This is a genomic window from Microbacterium sp. LWO12-1.2, from assembly GCF_040675875.1.
Classification (GTDB): Bacteria; Actinomycetota; Actinomycetes; order Actinomycetales; family Microbacteriaceae; genus Microbacterium.
Genome location: NZ_JBEGII010000001.1, coordinates 2,404,408 through 2,425,881, shown reverse-complemented (window position 1 = coordinate 2,425,881; position 21,474 = coordinate 2,404,408). Strand labels below are relative to the sequence as shown.

The window sequence follows — 21,474 nt, the reverse complement described above, 5'->3', positions numbered from 1 at the left end:
CACGGCGTGCGTGCGCGGCGATGTCGTGCACTCGACGCCAGACCGTGCACTCGGAGCCAGGGGGACGCGGGATACTGCATCCGTGCCCCGCGAGGCAACCCCCTCGTCGTGCCCGAGCACCCACGCATAGGTTCGGGAACGTGGAACCGCGGTGGCTTCGGGAGGGTGCGGCCTCCGCGTGAGTTCCGCGCGCCGGTGGTCCGCTGTCGTCCTCAGGGGGCGGAGCGGGTCACCGGCGGTTTTCGGCCGTCGACTCCTGTGGCCGCCTCGCCCGACCTGCAGGAAGATCCGCCGGTCGCAGGAGGGATTCCCGGCGAGTCATCCTGCAACCCGCGAATCCTCCTGCAACCCGCGCGCCGGAAGCGGCCGTCAGGGTCACTCCGTGGAGTTGCTGAGCCCCATGTCGGGGTCGACGTTCGCCTCGTCGCCCTGTTCGAGCGGGTCGAGGCCGTCAGCGTCGTCGTCGGTGTCGTCATCGTGGGTGTCGTCGTCGGCGGTGAAGACCTTCTCGCCGGCCGGCGTCTCCGCGGCGGCGTCGAACGGTCCCTGGTCCTCGGGATATGAACGGGGGTCGGACATGGTTGTCCTCTCTGGTCGGATGCTCCGCGCCGCCGGATCGGGGCGATCGGATGCTCAGCCTCGCGCACTCCGCGCCGCCGCGCGCACCCGTTGACAATGTGCGCGACCCGTGGTCGCGGCCCCGCCGGTCACGGTCGAGCGCTGGCTCCGCTCACGCGCCGCAGGTCTCGAACACATACGCCGGGTTGTCGGGGGTGACCAGGTCGCGGTCGCGCAGCACCATCGACGCCGGCGACTCCGCATCCGCGCACATCTCCGCGAAGCTGCGCGGCAGCTCGTCGCTGTACTCGATGTCGATCACGTGCGCGCCGTACACCGCGGTGTACACGTCGCACTCCTCGAAGACGGCGCACTCCTCCGTCACCGCGAAGTCGAAGCCCGCCCGGTCGCGGAGTGCCGCGGCGTCTTCGGCGGCGTTCTTCTGGCCGGCCGCGAGGCCCGCGCCGTGGGCGGCATCGACGAAGAGGGTGGCGAGGGCGAGGTTGTCGTCGAGCGAGAGCGTATCGTCGGACCGGGTGTAGGAGTCGAGGTTGTCGAATTCGACAGCCGCGAAGCCGTCATCCGCGCAGCCTTCGATCCAGGGGATGATCTGCGCGGCGATGCGCTCACGGCGGTCGGCGGTCGACGTGTCGAGCAGGGCCTCGTCGGGCCAGTCCGGGTCGAACACCGTCGCGCCATCGTGCTGCAGCAGCAGATCTGCGTCCCAGCTGCCGAGCTCACCGGGCTGCGTCTGGAAGCCGTTCACATAACAGATCGAGTAGGCGTCGGCCGCGGGATCCGCTGACCGATCACGCCCCACGATGCCGACCTCGGCCGCCGGCTCATACGCTCCGCCGAGCTGGTAGTCGGGTGTGGCGCCGGCGGGCGGCAGCGACCAGTCTCCGCCCGCCGGGGCATCGCCGGAGTGCTCGGAGTGCGGGTCCATGGCGGAGCCGACCGTGCAGCCCGTGAGCGCGAGGACGGTGACGAGCACCGTGACGAGCGCCGCGAGGGTGCCTCGTCCCGTTCGCCGATCTCGTTCGAGCATCCCTCGAGCATAGGTCGGATGCAGCGTCGAGCACCGTCATCGGGCTGCGGGTACGGGTCCTCCCGGGGCGGTCGCGGGAGCGTCGACGGCTTCGGCGGGGTTGCGGCGGATGCCGATCCACGACACCACGCCGCCGAGCACGAGCAGCACGGCGGTGACCCAGGCGGCGTTGTGGAAGCCGTCCAGATCGAGTGAGCCTCCGACGATGGTCGACAGCATCGCGACCACGAGCAGGCCGGCGACGCGTGAGACGGCGTTGTTCACGGCCGAGGCGATGCCGGAGTGCGACTCGTCGATCGCGCCGAGGATCGCGGCGGTCAGTGGGGCGACCGTGAGCGAGAGGCCGAGACCCATCACGATCATGGCGGGGAGCACCTGCCACCAGTAAGAGAACTCGGTCGAGACCAGCAGCAGGAGCAGTGCGCCCGCCGCCATCAGCAGGGGGCCGACGGTCATGAAGATGCGGGGGCCGAAGCGTCCGGCCCACTGTCCGGCACGGGCGCTGAGCAGGATCATCAGGATCGTCATCGGCAGGCTCGCGAGGCCGGCGGCGGTCGCCGAGAGGCCCGCACCCTGCTGCAGGTAGACGCCGATCACGAAGCCGCTGAGCGACAGCGCCGCATACACGAACAGGGTCGCCAGGTTGCCCCAGCCGAAGTCGCGCACCCGGAACAGCCAGAGCGGCATGAGCGGTTCGGCGGAGCGCCGCTGGCGCAGCAGGAACCAGACGAAGAGGGCGGCGCCGCCGATGCCCGGGATCCAGATGGCGGGAGAGCCCCACCCGAGGTTGGGCTGCTCGATGAGCGCGAACACGACCGCACCCAGCCCGACCGCGCACAGTGCGCCGCTCCACCAGTCCACCTTGACGCCGCGCGGATGCTCCGGCAGACGCAGCCGGGCGAGCAGCAGCAGAGTGATGCCGATCGGGATGACGTTGATCAGGAAGACGAAGCGCCAGGAGAGGTAGTCGACGAACAGCCCGCCCAGGAGCGGGCCCACCAGTTGCGCGCCGGTGGTGAAGGCCGTCCACACACCGATCGCCCTGGCCTGCACGCCGGCGCGCATGGTCGCGGTGATCAGGGCGAGCGAGCTCGGCACCAGCAGGGCGCCGGCCGCGCCCTGCGCGGCGCGCGAGATGATCAGCATGAGGGGATCGATCGAGGCGGCCACCGCGACAGAGGCGATACCGAAGGAGATCAGTCCCACGCGCATCACGACCACCCGCCCGTAGGCGTCGGAGACCGATCCGGCCAGCAGGATCAACGCACTCAGCGTGATCAGGTACGAGTCCACGACCCACTGCTGGGTCGTGATGCCGCCGCCGAGCTCTTCGCTGATCGCGGGCAGGGCGACGGTGACGACCGTGCCGTCGAGGAACGTGACGAACGAGGCGAGCACGGCGATCGAGATCACGAGCCGCTGGAGAGGGGCGAAGGAGGCCACAGCCCGACCCTACTCTCGGCCGACGACCTCAGGGGCAGATGAAGAGTCGGCTACTCGGGCGCGACCGCTGTGCCCTGACGGTACAGTTCCCGCAGTCCCTCGACCCCGGCTCTGGCGAAGGCCCGCCGCTGGCGTGCAGCGCCGGTGCCGTCGGTGCGGATGCGCGCCATCCGCTCCTCCACGAACGCCCGATCGTCTGACTCGTCGAGCGCGGGCCCGATGGCATCGAGCAGCCGGGAAGCCGCTGTTCCCGCTTCCACGACGTCGTCGGAGGCGGGGTGCGTGATGCGCGCGTCCCTGCCGTGACGCGCTGCGGTCCACAGTGACGCGTCGATGGCGTCGAGGTCGACGTTCGACCATGGGGCGTCGTCGGTGAGGGCGATCGCCCGCACCAGCGCCGCCGCGAGCAGGCTGTCCTCGGGATCGAGCTGCGCATCGAAGACCCGCACCTCGACCGTCGGGAAGCGCTCCGAGATCCGCACGGCCCACGACAGCGACGCGGGCTCGGCGATGGCGCCGAGGGCCACGAGCTGGTCGATGTGCGCCCGGTAGCCGTCGATGTCGCGGAACACCGGCGGGCACCACGACGACGGCAGGCGTCGGATCAGGATGCTCCGCCAGCTGTCGAAACCCGAGTCGAGGCCGTCGGCGAACGGGCTGTTCCCGCTGAGAGCGAGAAGGAGAGGGAGCCAGCCGCGGATGCGGTTGAGGACACGCACCCGTTCGGCCTCGTCCGGTACCTCCACGTGCACGTGCAGGCCGTTGACCTCGTGGCCTCGCGTGATGTGCTTCAGCAGCGCGGCGACCTCGTCGTAGTGCGGTGAGGCCGAGACCTCGACGGTCCCCGTGGTCGCGAAGGGCGTGCCAGTGGATGCGGCGACGGCGCCGCTCGTTGCGGCATGGTGGGCGATCGCGCTGCGCAGGCCGCGCAACTGCTCGAGAGCTTCGGCGCGTGTGTTCAGCGGATCCGTCGCGCACTCGACCTGACAGGTGAGGTACTCGGGCATCACATGCCCCGCGAGCGGGGAGGTCTCCATCCGCCGCCGCGCCTCCGCCGTGATCGCGGTCGGCACGAGCGACTCGCTATCTAGGAGGACGAACTCCTCTTCGATCCCGAACCGCGCCATCAGGGGCGCCTAGTGGTTCCGGAGCGCGGAGATCAGTTCCGCCTTGCGCTTGCGGCTGTACCCGGTCAGACCGAGCTCCTTCGCACGGCTGCGCAGTTCGGCGACCGTCCAGTCCTCGTAGTCGCCGTGCTCGCCGCCGCGGCGGCCGACCGTGCTGCGTCCGTCCCTTGCGGCGGCATTGGAGATGCGCGCGGCCTTCTCCTTCGACGCACCGTCATCGCGAAGCTCTTCGTACAGCTCCGGGTCTTTCAGCGAGTTGTTACGACGTCCAGGCATGCTCTGATTCCTCTCAATGGCATCTCGGGGGTGTCCACGTCAACCCCCTCCCCCGGATCGGTCGGACGGGCCTAGCGTGGTGAACTGCAATCGGGGTGCCCAGCCCCGGAAGAAGGGAAGACCGATGAACATCCTCCTCATCATCGTCATCGTCATCGCCGTGATCCTCGCGATCACCGGCGGACTGGTCCAGTCGCTGCAGTTCCTGCTCTGGGTCGGACTGGTCCTGCTGGCGATCGCTGTGATCGCTTGGTTGATCCGGAGCATCTCCGGCAGCCGCAAGGTCTGACCTCAGCTGTGGGTCCGCCGGATGGCGGGCCCCCTCCTGAATCGAGACTCAAGGAGTGAGACCCGCCATCGGCGTAGGTCTCACTCCTTGAATGCGTCTCGGACGTTCTCGCCGGCCTTCTCGGCGGCATCCTTCACGTCCTGGCCGGCCTGCTTCGCGGAGGCCTTGACCTGATCTGCTCGGCCCTCGGCCTCGAGCTGCTCGTTGTCGGTGACCTTCCCGACGTTCTCCTTGACCTTGCCCGCGGCCTTCTCGGCGGCGTTCTTGATGTCGTCTGCAGCACTCATGGCGTGCTCCTCTCCTCGAACGATCAATGGGACTGCCACCCTCGCATTCCCGCGCGAACCCGGCCACGGGATTGACAAGCGGCGCGCGCCGTGACAGTGCGTCGTGCGCGACCGCCCTCATGTTCCGCGAGACTGGGAGCCACCGCCCCCGAAGGCGGTCCGGCCGCTCGACGCCCGACCCCTGTGCGTCGTCGCTGCCGTGTGCACCACACATTCATGTCCCTCCGGCATGGGTTGTCGACCCATGGCTGAGCGGTGACGGGACTGTCCACACTGAGCTATCGCACACAACACGACAGGACGGAGCGTCATGGGGACCTTTGAGGTGGCAGTGGTGGGGATGGGCGCGCTGGGCAGCGCGGCCACGTATCACCTGGCTCGCCGCGGAGCGCGTGTCGTCGCCTTCGAGCAGTACGAGCTCGGGCACGTGCGCGGCGCCTCACATGACACCTCGCGCATCGTGCGCACCTCCTACGGCGCTCCCGAGTACGTGCGTCTCGCGCAGTCCGCCTACCGCGACTGGGCCGACCTCGAGCAGGAGTCCGGTGAGCGACTGCTCACCGTCACCGGGGGAGTGATCTTCCTGCCGACGGACGGCCCTTACTCCGCCTCCGACTTCACCTCCGCTCTCACCGAGTGCGACGTGCCGCACGAACTCCTCACTCCCGCTGAGGTGCACGCGCGCTGGCCGCAGTTCCGCATCCCCGAGAACGTCGAGACCGTCTATACGCCCGACTCCGGCATCGCGCATGCCTCCCGCACGGTCGCCACGCTGCAGCTGCGGGCCAGGGCGCTCGGCGCCGACATCCGCGATCGCACGACGGTCGAGATGCTGGAGCCGGATGGCGACGGCGTGATCGTCCGCACGGCCAACGGCGCGGTCCGCGCGAACAAGGTCATCGTCGCCGCCGACGCGTGGACCAACACACTGCTGGAACCGCTCGGCGCCGCCATCCCGCTCGACATCATGCAGGAGCAGGTGACGTACTTCCGCCCGGAGAACCCGGAGCCGCTCGGACCCGATCGGTTCCCGGTGTGGATCTGGGAGGACGAGGAGTGCTTCTACGGGTTCCCGACCTTCGGGGAGCCGACGGTCAAGGCCGCACGCGACGTGTCGGAGAACCGGATGACGCCGGCCGAGCGCACCTTCGTCCCCTCGCGGGAGCTCGCCGACGAGCTGGGGGCATTCGTGCGCGGACTGATCCCCGATGCGGGATCCGAGCTGCGCACCGTGACCTGCCAGTACGCGCTCACACCCGACCGCCGCTTCGTGCTGGGGCCGCTCTCTGCGCACCCCGACATCATCGTCGCGCTGTCGGCAGGACACGGCTTCAAGTTCACTCCGGCGTTCGGGCGGATCCTGTCCGAGCTCGCACTCGACGGCGAGACGTCGGACGACATCTCCGCGTTCGCCCCTCCCGCCCTGACCCGCTGATCCGCCACGGCTCCCCGACAGCCGCTGATATGGAGGTTTCACCCATGACGCACCTGGTTCGCTGGGTCGAAGCACCGTTATCGCCGGGCTGCCGTCTCGATACCGTGACGACTATGTCACCGAAGACGGGCTGCTGAATGGCGCGCTACATACTCACGCGGGTGCTGTCGTCCCTGTTCGTGCTGTTCGTGCTGTCGGTCCTCGTCTTCTCGATGGTCCGCATCATCCCCGGCGATCCGCTCGCGTCTTTCGCGGACCCGGCCAACCCGGACCCGGCCGCGCTCGACGCGCTGCGCCAGGAACTCGGGCTCGACCAACCCGCCATCACCCAGTACTTCGTGTGGCTGAGCGGGGTGCTGCGCGGGGACTTCGGTGCAGCGATCACCGTCCCCGGCCAGGTCTCCGACATGATCGCGACCCGCCTGCCGCTCAGCCTCACGCTCGCCCTGATGGCGACGCTGTTCGGCGTCATCCTCGGTCTGCCTGCCGGCATCCTCGCCGCGACCCGCTGGCGTCGCCCGAGCGACCACATCGTGCGCGGTACCTCGTTCGTGCTCCTCGCGACGCCGCCGTTCGTGCTCGGCGCCGTGCTGATCCTGGTGAACTCGCTCACCCTGAAGCTGCCGCTGGTGGGCTACTCGGGCGCGGCGGGCAACCCGCTGCGTGCGTTCGGGGTGCTGATTCTTCCTGCCCTGCTGATCGGGATCGTGCTGGCGGCGATCATCGCCCGCTACACGCGCGGCACACTGCTCGACACGCTCGGTCAGGACTTCGTGCGCACGGCGAGGGCGAAAGGCGCATCGCCCTCGCGCCTGGTGGGGCGGCACGCGCTGCGCAACGCCCTGATCCCCGTGACCACGGTCGTCGGCATCGAGCTGGCCGCCCTGGTCGGCGGCACCGTCGTGATCGAGCAGGTGTTCTCACTCCCCGGAATGGGGCAACTGCTGCTCACCGGCATCCGCAGTTCGGACTACCCCATCATCCAGGCGACCGTTCTGCTGATCGGAGCGGTCTACGTCGCCATCAACTTCATCGTCGATCTGATCTACCCCCTGATCGACCCCCGAGTGAGGGTTCACACGCGATGACTGTCACCCGCGAACTCGCCCTGGCCTCGACCGCCGGCCGCCGTCGTCGCCGCCCGCACCTCGGCCCGTCGTTCTGGGCCGGAGCCGGCATCCTCGCCGGCATCCTGCTGCTGGCGGGATGGATGAGCCTGTGGCCGCCGTACGATCCACTGGGCACCGCCGGTCCGCCGATGTCAGGGCCTTCGGCGACGAACTGGCTCGGCACGGACAACCTCGGTCGCGACACGTTCACCCGTCTCGCGCTGGCCGCACGCACCAGCCTGATCATCTCCGGTGCCGGTGCGCTGCTCGGCGCGATCGTGGGAACCACGCTGGGGCTCATCGCCGGGTATGTCGGCGGCTGGGTGGATGCGGTCATCATGCGCATCGTCGACGCACTGCTCGCGCTGCCGGCCATCCTGGTCGCCCTGGTCGTCGGCGTCGTGATCGGCAACGGAGCGGGCCCGCTGATCCTGGCCCTCGGTCTGGTGTTCGCCCCCGGCTTCGCCCGGGTCATGCGGGCGCCGGTGATCGCCATGCGCGACCGCGACTTCGTGCTCGCCGCGCGTCTGTCCGGCGTACGCGGTCCGCGCATCGTGATGGAGCACCTGCTGCCGAACGTGCTGACGCCGCTGTTCGTGCAGTTCGCGTCCGTCGCCTCGCAGATCGTGTTGATCGAGGCCGCACTCAGCTACCTCGGCCAGGGCGTGCAGGCGCCGGAGCCCTCCGCCGGTCGCATGATCAGCGAGTTCACGCGATTCATGCAGGTGCAGCCGCTCCTGATCATCCTGCCGTCACTGGTCATCATCCTGCTCTCCGCCGCGTGGAACCTGCTCGCCGACGGACTGCAGGACTGGCTCGCCCCCCGGCGGGAACCCGCCTTCTCGCTCGGCCGGAAACGTGCCGGCCGGGCGCCGAAGAACAGCTCCACCCGAGAGAACAGCACTACCCGAGGCACCACCCACACAGAAGAGAGTCAGCTATGAAGAAGCCATACCTCTACGGCGCGGCGGTCATCGTCGCCGGCGCCCTGGCGCTCACCGGTTGTACGTCCGGAGGCGAGACCCCGAGCAACGGCGCGGAGGGCGAGCCCGTCGCCGGCGGCACGTTGACCTGGGGCGTCCCCGCAGAACCCTCCGCCGGTGGTATCGACCCGATGGTCGCTACCGCAGTCGCGGCCGAGATCATCGACGCGATCGCCTACGACACCCTGCTCACACGTGACAACGACGGCACCGTGAACCCGGCGCTGGCGACCGAGTGGGATCAGCCCGACGAGCTCACCTGGGTGTTCCAGCTCCGCGACGACGTGACCTTCGCCGACGGCAGCCCGTTCGACGCCTCCGACGTCGTCTACTCGTTCGAGACGCGCAAGGACGGGGGCTCGAACGCCACCTACCTCGCCAACATGGAGAGCGTGGAAGCCACCGGCGACCACGAGGTGACGTTCCACTTCACTCAGCCCGACGGCACGTTCCTCGACGCCGTCTCCGCGCGCCAGACCTTCTTCATCGTGAGCGAAGAGGGCTACGGCAAGGCCACGGAGGAGGAGCGCCAGACGCAGACCTTCGGCACCGGCGCCTTCCAGGTCACCGAGTGGTCGCAGGGCGTCAGTGTCACACTCGACAAGAACGACAACTACTGGGGTGAGGCTCCCAACCTCGACTCGATCGTCTTCGAGCTGTACCCCGACGAGAGCACCCTGCTCGCCGCCGTGCAGCAGGGCAGCGTGCAGGCAGCGTCGTTCATCGACGGCAGCCTGGCGAACCAGGCCGAGTCCTCCGGATTCACGCTCGGCGACCCGCCTTTCCGCCAGAACCTCGCGATCTACATCAACCCGGAGGCGGGACCCCTCGCCGACGTGAACGTGCGTCGCGCGTTCTCGCTCGCCCTCGACCGCCAGGCGCTGGTCGACACCGCGATGCTCGGCAACGCGGGTATCTCGTTCGTGCCGCCGGCCGGCGACCCGGGTGCCCCCGACGCCGCCGACCTGCCCTACTACACGCGCGATGTCGACGAGGCCAAGAAGCTCCTCGAAGAGGCCGGACAGCCGAACCCCGAGATCACCCTCAGCTACATGGGCGACGTGGCGCAGTCGCACCACCCGGTCTACGAGATGATGCAGCAGCAGCTGGCCGAGGCAGGCATCACGCTGAACCTCAAGGCGACGCCGCTGTCGGAGATCGCGCCGATCTTCACCACCGGTGAGTCCTGGACCGACCTGGTCGCGATCCCGGGAAGCCCTCGCGCATCTGCCGCCTTCTACCTCCAGCCCGTGCTGCTGGAGGGCGGCGTGTACAACCACTGGGACGGCAACCCCGATGCCGACAAGGCCCGTGAGCTGCTGACGCAGGCCATGGCCGCGGCCACACCCGAGGAGTACAACGAGCTCATCGACCAGCTGGCCGAGGAGACCGCGGAGCAGGTGCTGGAGATCGTGCCCGCCGCCGTACCGGTGTACTTCGAGGTCTGGGATGCGAACAAGCTGCACGGCTACGAGAGCGACGCGTTCTACTCCCGTTCCCTGCTCGACTCGGCCTGGTTGACCGAATGAGCACCGACGTCGACGCTCTCCGGGTCGAAGACCTGTCCATCGCATACGGGGGTGCTGCCCCCTCGGTGTCCGAGGTGTCGCTCCGCGTCCGCGCGGGGGAGATCGTCGGCGTCATCGGGGAGTCGGGCAGCGGCAAGTCCAGCGTCGCCCTGGCGATGATGGGGCTGCTGCCCGACTCCGCGACGGTCACCGCGCAGACGATGACCGTCGCGGGGTCCGATATGAAGGATGCCGCCGAACGCGACTGGGCGGGGGTGCGAGGCGTCCGCGCCTCCATGGTCTTCCAGGAGCCGATGTCCGCGTTGAACCCGTGCATGCGGATCGGCGCGCAGATCGCGGAGGTGCTCCTCATCCACGGCCTCGCCGACAAGAAGGCGGCGCGCGCCAAGGCGCTCGACATCCTCAAGCTCGTGCGCATGCCCGAGCCGGAGCGCCGCATGGGCTACTACCCGCACCAGCTCTCCGGGGGTCAGCGGCAGCGCGTGGTCATCGCGATCGCGGTGGCCGCAGACCCGACGCTGTTGGTCGCCGACGAACCGACCACGGCCCTGGATGTGACGGTGCAAGCGCAGATCCTCGATCTGATCCGTACCCTGCGCGACGAGACCGGGATGGGCGTGCTGTTCATCAGCCACGATCTGGGGGTCATCGGTCAGCTCTGCGAGCGGATCGCTGTCATGTACCGCGGGCGCATCGTGGAGTCCGGCACGACGCAGCGCGTGCTGGAGGATCCGCAGCATCCGTACACGAAGGCGCTGCTGGAGAGCATCCCTCGTCCGTCGGTGCCCGTTCGTTCCGCGCTCGCGGTCATCCCGGCAGACAACGACTTCGACACGGTCCCGGCCGTCCTGGAGGAGGCATCGTGAGTGAGGGCATCGTGAGTGACGTATCGGTGAAGGCCGGTGCCGCACCGGATGACGTGCTGCGCGTGAAGAACGTCACGCAGCGATTCGGCCACGGCGACAACGCCATGGTCGCGCTGGACGACGTGAGCCTGCACGTCCGCCGCGGCGAGACTCTGGGGCTGGTGGGGGAGTCCGGCTCCGGCAAGAGCACGCTCGCCAGGGCCATCCTGCTCATGCGCAAGCCCACCTCCGGCGCGATCGAGTTCGACGGCGGCGACGTCACCGGACTTCGTGGCTCGGCGCTGCGGCGCCACCGGCGGCGCGTGCAGATGGTGTTCCAGGACCCCAACGATTCGCTGGACCCGCGCTTCGCGATCGGCCGCTCGGTCGCCGAACCGTTGGTCGCGGCGGGCATGCCGCCGAAGGACCGCACGATGCGCGTGTACGAGTCCCTCGAGCAGGTGGGCATCCCGGCGGATGCCGTGAACCGCTACCCGCATGAGTTCTCGGGCGGTCAACGCCAGCGCATCGCCATCGCGCGGGCCATGGCCGCAGACCCCGAGTTCATCGTGCTCGACGAGCCGACATCCGCTCTCGACGTCTCGGTGCAGGCGCAGGTGCTGAACCTGCTCGTACGTCTGCAGGAGCGCACAGGCGTGACCTACCTGTTCATCACCCACAACCTCGCGGTCGTGCACCACATCGCGCACCGCGTGGCCGTGATGCACCAGGGCAAGGTCGTCGAGGAAGGTACCGGCGAGCAGGTCATGAACGCGCCGCAGCATCCGTACACCCGCACACTGCTGGAGTCGATGCCGGTGCTGTACCGCACGTAGGGCGTTCTCGCATCCGGGTGGGAACGGAGACCATTCGCGGTGAGTGCGGCGCGTCGCGGGCCGACCCGCCGCAGCGACGCAGGGTCATCTCTGTTTTCCCACGGACGAAACAGCGGATGCCGCGCCTCAGCGGGCCTGCAGGCGGTCGCGCAGCTCGTCGAGCCGCACGGCGATGCCGATACGGAACATCCGCTCGTCATCGCGCCAGGATGCGCCGAGTACGTGGTCGAGCCTGTCGAGTCGCTGCAGGATCGTGTTGGTGTGGAAGTTCAGTGCGCGGGCCGTACGCGTGGGGCTGGCGTTGTTGCGCACGAAGGCGCGCAGTGTGCCGAGCAGATCGGCCCCGCGTTCTTCGTCGTAGCGGCGGACGGCACCGATCGTGTCGCGCAGGAACGCGCTCAGCGCCCGCACATCCGTGTCGAGGATCGCCGAGTACGGGAGGAAGTCGTCGACCTGTGCGGTGATGTCGGTGAGCTCGAGCGCCGCGATCAGTCGGGCCGTGCGCATCGCGGTCTGGAAGGCCTCCGGCAGGGCGCCGGATGCCGGGCGGGGCACGACGACGGAGACCGGATGCTGGATCGCGGAGGCGACGTGCGCGCGCAGGCGCTCGACCTCGACGACAGTGCGCTCGGCGCTGTACGCGGCGACGACGAACCCGCGGTACTCGCCCACGAGAGAGCGGTCGTCGAGCTGTCTGCTCAGCTCCCGCAGCGCGGCCGTGTGCTGGTCGCCCGGCACCGAGACGAGGATCAGCGAGTCGAGCACCTGCAGATCGACGCCCAGCCGGCGGGCACGCCGCTCGACATCGGCGCGGCGCTCCGGTACGTCGTCGAGCAGATCGGCGACCAGTTCGCTCCGGATGCGCAGGTCGGCTCCCGATGCGGCCTCCTGCTGCAGCTCGAGCAGGGCGCCCACCTGCGCGGCCCGCTCGATCGTGCGCAGATCCACGGCACCGAGCTCGAAGTCGCCGTCGCCGAGCAGCAGTGCGCCGAAGTGCCGACTGCCGGCTGACAGGGCGGCGACGGCGCGCACGCCCCCTTCCGGCACCGCGACGCAGTATCCGGAGCGACGGCTCTCGGCGATCGCTTCGCGCACGGGCTCCGGCAGCGTCAGCATGCTGGGGGCAAGGGGTAGCCCGGCCGCGGCGATGATCTGCTCCTGCGCGTCGATGATCGCGACCGCCCGGCCGAGCGCCGAGGCGAGAGTCTCGGCCACAGGACCGAATCCGCCGCCGGCGAGCACGGCCTGCACCAGCTCCTGGTGCACGGTGTTGGCGCGGTCGCGCTCCACGAGGTGCGCAGTGAGGCTGGCCAGAGTGGTGCGGCTCTCGTCCTCCGACTCCTGCAGGTCGCGCAGCGTCTGGGTGGTCTGCAGGATGATCGACGCGTGGTCGGCCACGGCCGTGAGCAGCGCGACCTGGTCGGGGGTGAAGCTGCGCGCCTCCCTGTTGGCCACGAACAGCACGCCGAGCACGTCGTCGGAGGTCACCATGGGTACCCCGAGCAGCGACACCAGACCCTCGGCCGATACGGCGTCGTCGATTCCCGAGTCGTGGCGCTCCCTCGCGTACTCCGAGTAGTCCGACACCCACTGCGGCATCCGCGACTCGACCACCACGCTCGCCAGCCCCCGTCCTGGCGGCACGCGCAGCGTCTGGAACGACGCGCTGACGGAACCGCTGGTCTCGCGCACCCGCAGCTCGCGGGTGTCGGGGTCGAACTCCGACAGGTAGGCCAGGTCGACACCCATCATGGTGTGGGCCCGCTGCACGAGCCGGGCGAGCACGGCATCGCTGTCGCGCAGCTCCGCGAGCTCACGGGCGCTGGAGAACAGGGCCGAGAGCTCGTGCTCGCGGCGACGCAGCCGCGAGAGCTCACGTTGCGAGCGGTGCACGAGCTCGGCGATCTCGGCCGCATCCCCCTCCGAGGCGCCCAGCTGGGCGAGCGCATCACTGACCGCGGTGGGGCCGACCAGATCGCTGTCGTGGGCGGCATCGAGCAGGGTGGAGATCGCGTCGGATGCGCGGCTCATGAGAGCTCCTTCGGCGTTCGGGGGCGCGGGAGAGCGTAGGTCTTCAGTGTCGAGCATGGGGGAGATCACGCAGGTGTGTCAATCGCATACACCGGCACCCGTTCGCTGAGTGATCCGCCCATCGTCGGCGACGGACGCCGCTTCTAGTGTCGTCCTAGAACCGCGGCGCCGAGGATCCGGCGACCGCCCATCAAGGAAGGTCGCCGATGACGATCAACAGCCGAATCTCAGGTCTGCGCGACCACACCCCGGACGAGCGCCTGACCCTCGTCGCCGGCGGAGCGGGACTCGACGCGACGGCCCTGGAAGCGCTGCAGCCGCACGCCGGCCTGTCGCTGGCGCAGGCCGATCACATGATCGAGAACGTCGTCGGGCTCATCGGCATCCCGGTCGGCGTCGCCACCAACTTCACGGTCGACGGTGTCGACCGGCTGATCCCGATGGCCACCGAGGAGCCCAGCGTCGTGGCCGCCGCGTCCAACGCGGCCCGGATGGCGCGGGTGCACGGCGGGTTCACCACCTCCTACACCGGCGATGTGATGATCGCCCAGATCCAGGTGCTCGACGCGGTCGACCCGCACGGCACCCGCTTCGCCCTGCTGGAAGCCCGCGAGGAGCTCCTCGCCCTCGCCAACGAGCAGGATCCGGTGCTCGTCTCCCTCGGCGGCGGCGCCTTCGACATCTCGGTGCGCGTGCTCCCCACCCGGGTCGGCGCCCAGGTGATCGTCCACCTGCACGTCGATGTGCGCGACGCGATGGGCGCGAACGCCGTGAACACCATGGCCGAGGCCATCGCTCCTCGCATCGCCGAGCTCGCCGACACCCGCACGCTGCTGCGCATCCTCACCAACAAGGCCGAGCTGCGGCTCACCCGTGCCCGCGCCGTGTTCGACGCCGAGCTCCTGGGCGGCGCGCAGGTGGTGTCCGACATCGTCGCGGCCAGCGCCTTCGCCGAGGCCGACCCGTACCGCGCGGCCACGCACAACAAGGGCATCATGAACGGCATCACAGCCGTCGTGCTCGCGACCGGCAACGACACCAGAGCCGTGGAGTCCGGATGCCACTCGCACGCCGCGCGCCTGGGGGGATACTCGGCGCTGTCGCAGTTCGAGCAGGATGCCGCAGGCAACCTCGTCGGCACCCTCGAGGTTCCGCTCGCCGTGGGCCTCGTGGGAGGAGCGACCAGAGCGCACCCCACCGCGCAGGCCGCGGTGCGCCTTCTGGGCGTCGAGACCGCGCGCGAGCTCGCGAGCATCGTCGCGGCCGTCGGCCTCGCACAGAACCTCGCCGCATGCCGGGCGCTCGCCGCCGAGGGCATCCAGCGCGGACACATGACCCTGCACGCGCGCACGATCGCCGCGAGCGCCGGCGCCGAGGTCGACGAGATCGGCGAGGTCGCGGCGCGCATCGTGGCCGAGCGGCGCATCCGCGTCGAGTACGCACGAGAGGTGCTGGCCGAGCTGCGGGCAGAGAAGACCGGCGCATGACTCCGAAGCCGTCGCCGCGCGTGCAGCCGCAACCCGGACTTCCCGCACGCGTCACCGTGTACGAGGTCGGACCGCGCGACGGACTGCAGGCCGAGACCGACATCATCCCCGCCGGCGTCAAGGCCGAGCTCTGCCGCCGGCTGTACGCCGCGGGGTCGCGCGATCTCGAGGTGACGAGCTTCGTGCCGCCGACGTGGATTCCGCAGCTCGCGGATGCCGCGGAGGTCGTGGCGGCGGTCGAGGTGCCGGAGGGAGCGCGTGCCGTCGCCCTGGTGCCGAACCTGCGCGGACTCCAGCGCGCGATCGATGCGGGCATCCGCGAGGTCGCGGTCGTGGTCAGCGCCACGGAGTCGTTCGCGAAGGCGAACCTCAACACCACCAGGAGCGGGGCGATCGACCGGGCGACCGAGGTCATCGCCGCGGCCACGGCCGAGGGCATCCCCGTGCGCGGCTACGTGTCGATGGCGTTCGGCGACCCCTGGGAGGGGCAGGTCGACACGGCAGCGGTGACCTCCGCGGCGACCGCGCTGCACGACGCCGGCGCCAGGACCATCGCGCTGGGCGACACGATCGGCGTCGCCACCCCCGGACTCACGACCCGCGTCGTGACCGAGGCCCTCGCCGCCGGCATCCCGCTCTCCGGCATCGCGCTGCACCTGCATGACACCTACGGCCAGTCGCTCGCGAACGTGCATGCCGCGCTGCTGCTGGGCATCGCCGAGTTCGACGCCTCGGTCGGCGGCCTGGGTCGCTGCCCCTACGCCAAGGGCGCAACCGGTAACCTCGCGACGGAGGACCTGGTGTGGATGCTGCACGGCCTGGGCATCGAGACCGGCCTCGACCTCGGCGCCCTCGCGGCGACGACCGAGTGGCTCTCGCGGGTCCGCGGTATCCGTGCGCCGTCGAACGTGGCGCGGGCGCTCGCCGCCGCCGGACTCGACACCCCCGACACCGCACAGGAGGCTCCGACACCATGACCGATCCCACGCTCCCCGCGCCGGGCGCGCTCACCGGAGTCACGGTGCTCGACCTGTCGCGCGTGCTGGCCGGCCCCTACGCCGCTCAGATGCTCGCCGACCTGGGCGCGACGGTCATCAAGATCGAGAACCCGCGCGATCCCGACGTCTCGCGGGGGTTCCCGCCGTACCTGACGCACGGCGACGAGGAGTTCAGCGCCTACTACGCGCAGTACAACCGCGGGAAGCTCGGCGTGGGCCTCGACCTCGCGAGCCCGGAGGGCGTGGAGGTGCTCAAGGACCTGGTGCGCTCGGCCGACGTGCTGGTGGAGAACTTCCGCCCCGGCACCATGGCGAAGCTCGGCGTGGGGTGGGACGTGCTGCACGAGATCAACCCGCGCCTGGTCTACACGGCGATCTCCGGCTACGGCCACTCCGGCTCCCGCACGCGCCGACCGGCCTTCGACAACACCGCGCAGGCCGCCGGCGGGTTGTGGTCGATGAACGGCTACCCCGACCAGCCGCCGGTGCGCGTGGGCGTGACGATCGGCGACGTCTCCGCGACCCTGTTCGCGGTGATCGGCACGCTCGCCGCGCTGCGCCATGCGGAGGCGACCGGCGAGGGGCAGCTGGTCGACGTCGCGCAGGTCGACAGCATCCTGGCCCTGACCGAGACCGCCGTCGTGGACTACACGGTGACGGGCAAGGTCGCCGCACCGGCCGGCAACGAGCACGCCTGGGTGCGCCCGTACGAGCTGTTCGACTGTGCGGACGGCCAGGTGTTCTTCGGCGCGTACACCGACAAGCTCTGGAACGCGAGCTGCGATCTGTTCGGAACTCCCGAGCACAAGGAAGACCCCGAGATCGACACCATGCGCAAGCGGTTCGACGCCGAGGTCTACGAGCGCAGGGTCAAGCCCATCGTGGCGGCCTGGCTGGCCGATCGCACCAAGGCCGAGCTGGAGGAGCTCGCCGGCGACGTCGTGCCGCTGACAGCGGTGAAGACGATCGCCGAGGTCGTCGACGATCCCGGCACCGCAGAGCGCGACATGATCGTGACGGCCGACTACGGCGATCTGGGCGTGCTGCGCATGTTCGGGCAGCCGATCAAGCTCTCGGCGACGCCCGCCACTCCCGGCCGCACCGCGAACCGCCTGGCCGAGCATGCGGATCAGGTGCTCGCCGATCTCGCCGGCTACGACGCCGCGCGCATCGCCGAGCTGCGCGGCGCGGGCGTGCTGCCGTGAGTGTCGTGCGCACCGAGACCGTGCTCGTCTCGGTGGTCGAGGGCTACCGCGGCACCTTCGCCGCGCAGGAGGAGGTCCGTGAGGTCGGCGCCGTGCTGCCCGCTGCCTGGGAGGGCGTGCTCTTCCCGTTCGCGGTGCCGCTGGCGGACCTGCGCCCGGACGGAACTCCCGCCCGCGACGGCATCATTCCCGAGATCGATCTGCCGCGGCGGATGTACGCGGGCGAGACCACGGAGTTCCTGCGCCCGTTGCGCGTCGGCGACGAGGTGGTGCAGACCACGCGGCTCGGGTCTGTGGTCGAGAAGCACGGCTCGCGCGGACGACTGGTCTTCGTCGATGTCGAGCGCGAGTATGCGGTCGACGGGGAGCCGGCGATCCGCAGCGTGTGGCACGACGTGTTCCTGGAGGCAGCCGACCCCGATGCCCCGGTGCGGTCGCCGCGCACGGATGCGGATGCCGTCGCCGCTGCAGACTGGTCCGACGAGGTCGCACTCGATGCGCGACAGCTGTTCCGATTCTCCGCGCTGACCTTCAACACGCACCTCATCCACTACGACCGCGCCTGGGCGCGCGACGTCGAGGGTCTGCCCGATCTGCTCGTTCACGGCCCGCTCACCCGTATCCTGCTCATGGACGCCGCGCGCAGACATCACCCGCAGCGCGAGGCGGCGCGACTCGATGTGCGTGCGATCGCCCCGACCCTGGTCGATCGATCCGTCCGCGTCGTGGGGCGCGACGACGGGGATCGCACCGTGGTCACCGCGTTGGATGCCGCCGACGTCGTGCTCGCCACGGCCGACATCACCTGGAGAGACTCATGAGGCACACCCCGGACTACGTGTTCGACGACGTCGAGGGCATCCGTGCCCTGGTGCGCGAGAACCCGTGGGGCACGATCGTCAGCTTCGTGCCCGGCAAGGGACTGGTCGCCTCGCACTACCCGCTCCTGCTCGAGGAGGATGCCGAGGGCATCGTGCTCGTGAGCCATGTCGGTCGTCCGGATGAGCGGCTGCACGAGCTCGGTGCGCACGAGGTGATGGTGATCGTCTACGGGCCGCAGGGGTACGTCTCGCCCAGCTGGTACGACACCTCGCCCGCCGTGCCGACCTGGAACTTCGCGGTCGCGCACCTGCACGGCACCCCCGAGATCCTGTCCGACGACGAGAACCTGCGGGTGCTGGACCGTCTGGTCGCGCACTTCGAGAGCCCGCTGCCGGAGCCCTATCTGATGCACCAGACACTGGAGAACACCGCCTACGCGGAGCGGATCGTGCACGGCACGGTCGGGTTCCGACTCCGGGTCGACCGATTCGAAGCGAAAGAGAAGATGAGTCAGGACAAGCCGGCCGAAGTGGTCGACCGCGTGATCGCCGCACTCGGGGAACCGGGTCCGTACGAGAATCCGCAGCTCGCGGCGCGCATGGTGCGCGTGCACGGACGGGAGACCCGGGCATGACCGCCTTCGTGGGCGTCGCCGACATGGTGACCTGGATCGCGACGCACGGTGCCGAACGGATCATGGCCGAGATGGCCGACACGATCGAGTCCGACTTCCGTCGCTGGGAGTCGTTCGACAAGAGCGAGCGGGTGGCCAACCACACCCCGTTCGGCGTGATCGAGCTGATGCCGATCAGCGATCCCGACCTCTACGCGTTCAAGTACGTCAACGGGCATCCGTTCAACCCGGCGCGCGGCTTCCAGACCGTCACGGCGTTCGGGGTGCTCGCCGACGTGCACAACGGCTACCCGGTGTTCCTGGCCGAGATGACGGTGCTCACCGCGCTGCGCACCGCCGCCACGTCGGCGATGGTCGCCCGTGCGCTCGCACGTCCGGACTCGTCCACGATGGCGATGATCGGCGCGGGCAGTCAGGCGGAGTTCCAGGCGCTCGCGTTCCGCGCGGTGCTCGGCATCCGGCGACTGCGTGTGTTCGACGTCGATGAGGCGGCCTCCGCCAAGCTGGTGCGCAACCTCGTGCCGCGCGGCTTCGAGGTCGTCGTGTGCGCTTCGGCGTCCGAGGCGACGGCCGGCGCCGACATCGTCACCACGTGCACCGCCGACAAGGCGGTCGCGCAGGTGCTGACGGATGCCGACGTCGCCCCCGGCATGCACATCAACACGATCGGCGGCGACTGTCCCGGCAAGACCGAGCTCGATCCGCGGATCCTCGAGCGCGGGCCGGTGTTCGTCGAGTACACGCCGCAGACGCGTGTGGAGGGCGAGATCCAGAACGTCGCTCCCGATTTCCCGGTCACGGAGTTCTGGCGGGTGCTCACCGGTGCCGCGCCCGGTCGCACCTCCGCGGAGCAGGTCACGATCTTCGACTCGGTGGGCTTCGCGATCGAGGACTACTCGGCGCTGCGGCACCTGCGCGACAGCGTCGCCGGCACCGACCTCTCCCGCGAGATCGACCTGGTCGCCGCCCCCGAGGACCCCAAGGACCTGTTCGGGTTCACCACGGTCCCCGTCCCCGCCGCCTGAACGGAGCACCATGAGCCACGCCTCCGCCCTGACCCTGCAGAACGTCCGGCCGTACGACGGTGCCGAGCCCGTCGACGTGGTCGTGCGTGACGGACTGATCGCCGCGATCGCCCCGGCGGGCAGGACCCCTGCCGAGGGGGAGGCGGTCGACGGCGCCGGCCGCTGGATCGGCCCGGGGTTCTGGGACGCGCACGTGCACTTCACGCAGCACGTCATCCGCCGTCGTCGCGTCGATCTCACCGAGACGCGCAGCGCAGCCGATGTGCTCGAGGTCGTGCGTCGGGCGCGCGCCGAGGAGTGGCCTCTCGTCGACGGCGTGCTGATGGGCTACGGCTTCCGCGACGGGCTCTGGCCTGTGCCCGCCTCGGTCGCCGCCCTCGACGCCGCCGTGTCGGACGTGCCGGTGGTCCTCGTCAGCGGCGACCTGCACTGCGGATGGATGAACCGTGCCGCCCAGTCGCGCTTCGGCATCGAGCTCGACGACACAGGCCTGCTGCGCGAGGGGCCGTGGATCGCGCTGCTGCACTCCTTCGACGAGGCCAGGGGGCTGTCGCTGTCGGCGTACCGGGAGGCGGCGGATGCCGCGGCGGCCCGCGGCGTGGTCGGCGTGGTCGAGTACGAGAACACCGACAACGTCGCCGAGTGGTCCGAGCGCACCGCGCAGGGCCTCGACGCCCTCCGCGTCGACATCGCGGTGTGGCCCGACCGGCTGGAGGGGGCGATCGCGCAGGGCCTGCGCACGGGCGACATCGTCGACGAGCGCGGGCTGATCGAGTTCGGTCGTCTGAAGGTCGTCGTCGACGGCTCGCTCAACACCCGTACCGCGTGGTGCTGGGACCCGTACCCCGGCATGGATCCGGGCCACCCGCACGCGTGCGGCCTGGAGAGCGTTCCGGTCGAGGAGCTGCGGCGTCTGCTCGGCATCGCCCGCGCCGGGGGAGTCGAAGCCGCAGTGCACGCGATCGGCGACCGGGCGAACTCCGAGGTGCTCGACACCTTCGAGGCGCTCGACATGCGCGGGGTGATCGAGCACGCGCAGCTCGTGCGTGAGGACGACTTCGCCCGCTTCGCCGCCCTCGGGCTGATCGCCAGCGTGCAGCCCGAGCACGCGATGGACGACCGCGACGTCGCCGATCACCACTGGGCGGGTCGCACCGCGCGGGCGTTCGCGTTCGGCTCTCTGCACCGGGCCGGTGCCGCCCTGCGACTCGGCTCCGACGCCCCGGTCGCCCCGCTCGACCCCTGGGTCTCGCTGAGCGCGGCGACGGCGCGCAGCCGTGGAGACCGCGATGCCTGGCATCCGGAGCAGCGCCTGCCGCTGGACGTCGCACTGGCGGCATCCGTGCGCAGCAGCCTCTCGGTCGGGCAGCCGGCAGACCTCGTGCTCAGCGACGGAGACCCGTATGCCGCCGACCGCGACGCGCTGCGCGGGATGCCGGTGGCGGCGACGCTGCTCGCCGGGCGCTTCACCTGGCGCCGGATCTGAGGAGCGCACTCTTGGCACGAC

Annotated in this window: 20 protein-coding genes and 1 pseudogene; 14 read left to right on the top strand and 7 right to left on the bottom strand. The window is 70.1% G+C overall.

Annotated features, from left to right (window positions below; genetic code table 11):
• Positions 1-375: 375 nt before the first annotated feature.
• The 5 genes from MRBLWO12_RS11715 to MRBLWO12_RS11695 form a co-directional block, all read right to left on the bottom strand.
• Positions 376-579: a hypothetical protein gene (locus MRBLWO12_RS11715; RefSeq protein WP_363555642.1), complete on the bottom strand. Its 204-nt coding sequence runs from the start codon at positions 577-579 to the stop codon at positions 376-378.
• A 151-nt stretch (positions 580-730) separates the two neighbouring features.
• On the bottom strand, positions 731-1,606 hold the full coding sequence (locus tag MRBLWO12_RS11710; RefSeq protein ID WP_363555640.1) for an endo alpha-1,4 polygalactosaminidase: 876 nt from the start codon (positions 1,604-1,606) through the stop codon (positions 731-733).
• 36 nt (positions 1,607-1,642) lie between these two features.
• Positions 1,643-3,049: an MFS transporter gene (locus tag MRBLWO12_RS11705; RefSeq protein ID WP_363555638.1), complete on the bottom strand. Its 1,407-nt coding sequence runs from the start codon at positions 3,047-3,049 to the stop codon at positions 1,643-1,645.
• 50 nt (positions 3,050-3,099) lie between these two features.
• A complete protein-coding gene (locus tag MRBLWO12_RS11700) occupies positions 3,100-4,176 on the bottom strand; it encodes a carboxylate-amine ligase (RefSeq protein ID WP_363555636.1) in 1,077 nt (358 codons plus the stop codon).
• 9 nt (positions 4,177-4,185) lie between these two features.
• Positions 4,186-4,452: a DUF7218 family protein gene (locus tag MRBLWO12_RS11695; protein ID WP_363555634.1), complete on the bottom strand. Its 267-nt coding sequence runs from the start codon at positions 4,450-4,452 to the stop codon at positions 4,186-4,188.
• 124 nt (positions 4,453-4,576) lie between these two features.
• Between MRBLWO12_RS11695 and MRBLWO12_RS11690 the strand changes: the two genes are divergently transcribed.
• Positions 4,577-4,741, top strand: a complete 165-nt coding sequence (locus tag MRBLWO12_RS11690; protein ID WP_170198021.1) for a hypothetical protein — start codon at positions 4,577-4,579, stop codon at positions 4,739-4,741.
• An 80-nt stretch (positions 4,742-4,821) separates the two neighbouring features.
• Here the strand turns inward: MRBLWO12_RS11690 and MRBLWO12_RS11685 are convergent, their stop codons facing one another.
• On the bottom strand, positions 4,822-5,028 hold the full coding sequence (locus MRBLWO12_RS11685; protein ID WP_363555632.1) for a CsbD family protein: 207 nt from the start codon (positions 5,026-5,028) through the stop codon (positions 4,822-4,824).
• Positions 5,029-5,338: 310 nt separating this feature from the next.
• Here MRBLWO12_RS11685 and solA point away from each other — a divergent pair, with 310 nt between their 5' ends.
• From solA to MRBLWO12_RS11655, 6 genes are all read left to right on the top strand, one after another.
• The gene (gene solA / locus MRBLWO12_RS11680) at positions 5,339-6,463 is read left to right on the top strand and encodes an N-methyl-L-tryptophan oxidase (protein WP_363555630.1); all 1,125 of its coding nucleotides are present in this window, start codon (positions 5,339-5,341) and stop codon (positions 6,461-6,463) included.
• Positions 6,464-6,600: 137 nt separating this feature from the next.
• Entirely contained in the window at positions 6,601-7,551 is a 951-nt protein-coding gene (locus tag MRBLWO12_RS11675; RefSeq protein WP_363555628.1) for an ABC transporter permease, read from the top strand.
• Positions 7,548-8,516: an ABC transporter permease gene (locus MRBLWO12_RS11670; RefSeq protein WP_363555626.1), complete on the top strand. Its 969-nt coding sequence runs from the start codon at positions 7,548-7,550 to the stop codon at positions 8,514-8,516. Before MRBLWO12_RS11675 ends, MRBLWO12_RS11670 begins: the two co-directional genes overlap by 4 nt.
• Positions 8,513-10,084 (top strand): ABC transporter substrate-binding protein, encoded by a 1,572-nt coding sequence (locus MRBLWO12_RS11665; protein ID WP_363555624.1) that lies wholly within the window; start codon positions 8,513-8,515, stop codon positions 10,082-10,084. The genes MRBLWO12_RS11670 and MRBLWO12_RS11665 overlap by 4 nt, the downstream gene beginning before the upstream one ends.
• Positions 10,081-10,950 (top strand): ABC transporter ATP-binding protein, encoded by an 870-nt coding sequence (locus tag MRBLWO12_RS11660; RefSeq protein WP_363555622.1) that lies wholly within the window; start codon positions 10,081-10,083, stop codon positions 10,948-10,950. The genes MRBLWO12_RS11665 and MRBLWO12_RS11660 overlap by 4 nt, the downstream gene beginning before the upstream one ends.
• A complete protein-coding gene (locus MRBLWO12_RS11655; protein WP_363555620.1) occupies positions 10,947-11,765 on the top strand; it encodes an ATP-binding cassette domain-containing protein in 819 nt (272 codons plus the stop codon). The genes MRBLWO12_RS11660 and MRBLWO12_RS11655 overlap by 4 nt, the downstream gene beginning before the upstream one ends.
• Positions 11,766-11,891: 126 nt before the next feature.
• On the opposite strand, the gene MRBLWO12_RS11650 is transcribed toward MRBLWO12_RS11655, so the two are convergent.
• Positions 11,892-13,796: a GAF domain-containing protein gene (locus MRBLWO12_RS11650; RefSeq protein WP_363555618.1), complete on the bottom strand. Its 1,905-nt coding sequence runs from the start codon at positions 13,794-13,796 to the stop codon at positions 11,892-11,894.
• A gap of 200 nt (positions 13,797-13,996) precedes the next feature.
• On the opposite strand from MRBLWO12_RS11650, the pseudogene MRBLWO12_RS11645 reads away from it, so the two are divergent.
• The 7 genes and pseudogenes from MRBLWO12_RS11645 to MRBLWO12_RS11615 all read left to right on the top strand — a co-directional run.
• Positions 13,997-15,283: pseudogene (locus MRBLWO12_RS11645) on the top strand (hydroxymethylglutaryl-CoA reductase, degradative); the annotation flags it as partial.
• Positions 15,280-16,260 (top strand): hydroxymethylglutaryl-CoA lyase, encoded by a 981-nt coding sequence (locus MRBLWO12_RS11640; RefSeq protein ID WP_363555616.1) that lies wholly within the window; start codon positions 15,280-15,282, stop codon positions 16,258-16,260. The pseudogene MRBLWO12_RS11645 and the gene MRBLWO12_RS11640, both read left to right, overlap by 4 nt.
• Positions 16,257-17,486 carry a CaiB/BaiF CoA transferase family protein gene (locus MRBLWO12_RS11635; RefSeq protein WP_363555614.1) on the top strand — a complete coding sequence of 410 codons (1,230 nt, stop codon included), beginning with the start codon at positions 16,257-16,259 and terminating at the stop codon, positions 17,484-17,486. Before MRBLWO12_RS11640 ends, MRBLWO12_RS11635 begins: the two co-directional genes overlap by 4 nt.
• Complete coding sequence (locus tag MRBLWO12_RS11630) at positions 17,483-18,307, top strand: FAS1-like dehydratase domain-containing protein (RefSeq protein ID WP_363555612.1); 825 nt, start codon at positions 17,483-17,485, stop codon at positions 18,305-18,307. The genes MRBLWO12_RS11635 and MRBLWO12_RS11630 overlap by 4 nt, the downstream gene beginning before the upstream one ends.
• Positions 18,304-18,942, top strand: coding sequence for an FMN-binding negative transcriptional regulator (locus tag MRBLWO12_RS11625; RefSeq protein ID WP_363555610.1), 639 nt, complete (start codon positions 18,304-18,306; stop codon positions 18,940-18,942). Before MRBLWO12_RS11630 ends, MRBLWO12_RS11625 begins: the two co-directional genes overlap by 4 nt.
• Positions 18,939-19,967: an ornithine cyclodeaminase gene (locus tag MRBLWO12_RS11620; protein WP_414685479.1), complete on the top strand. Its 1,029-nt coding sequence runs from the start codon at positions 18,939-18,941 to the stop codon at positions 19,965-19,967. Before MRBLWO12_RS11625 ends, MRBLWO12_RS11620 begins: the two co-directional genes overlap by 4 nt.
• 10 nt (positions 19,968-19,977) lie before the next feature.
• Entirely contained in the window at positions 19,978-21,453 is a 1,476-nt protein-coding gene (locus tag MRBLWO12_RS11615) for an amidohydrolase (RefSeq protein WP_363555608.1), read from the top strand.
• Positions 21,454-21,474 lie beyond the last annotated feature (21 nt).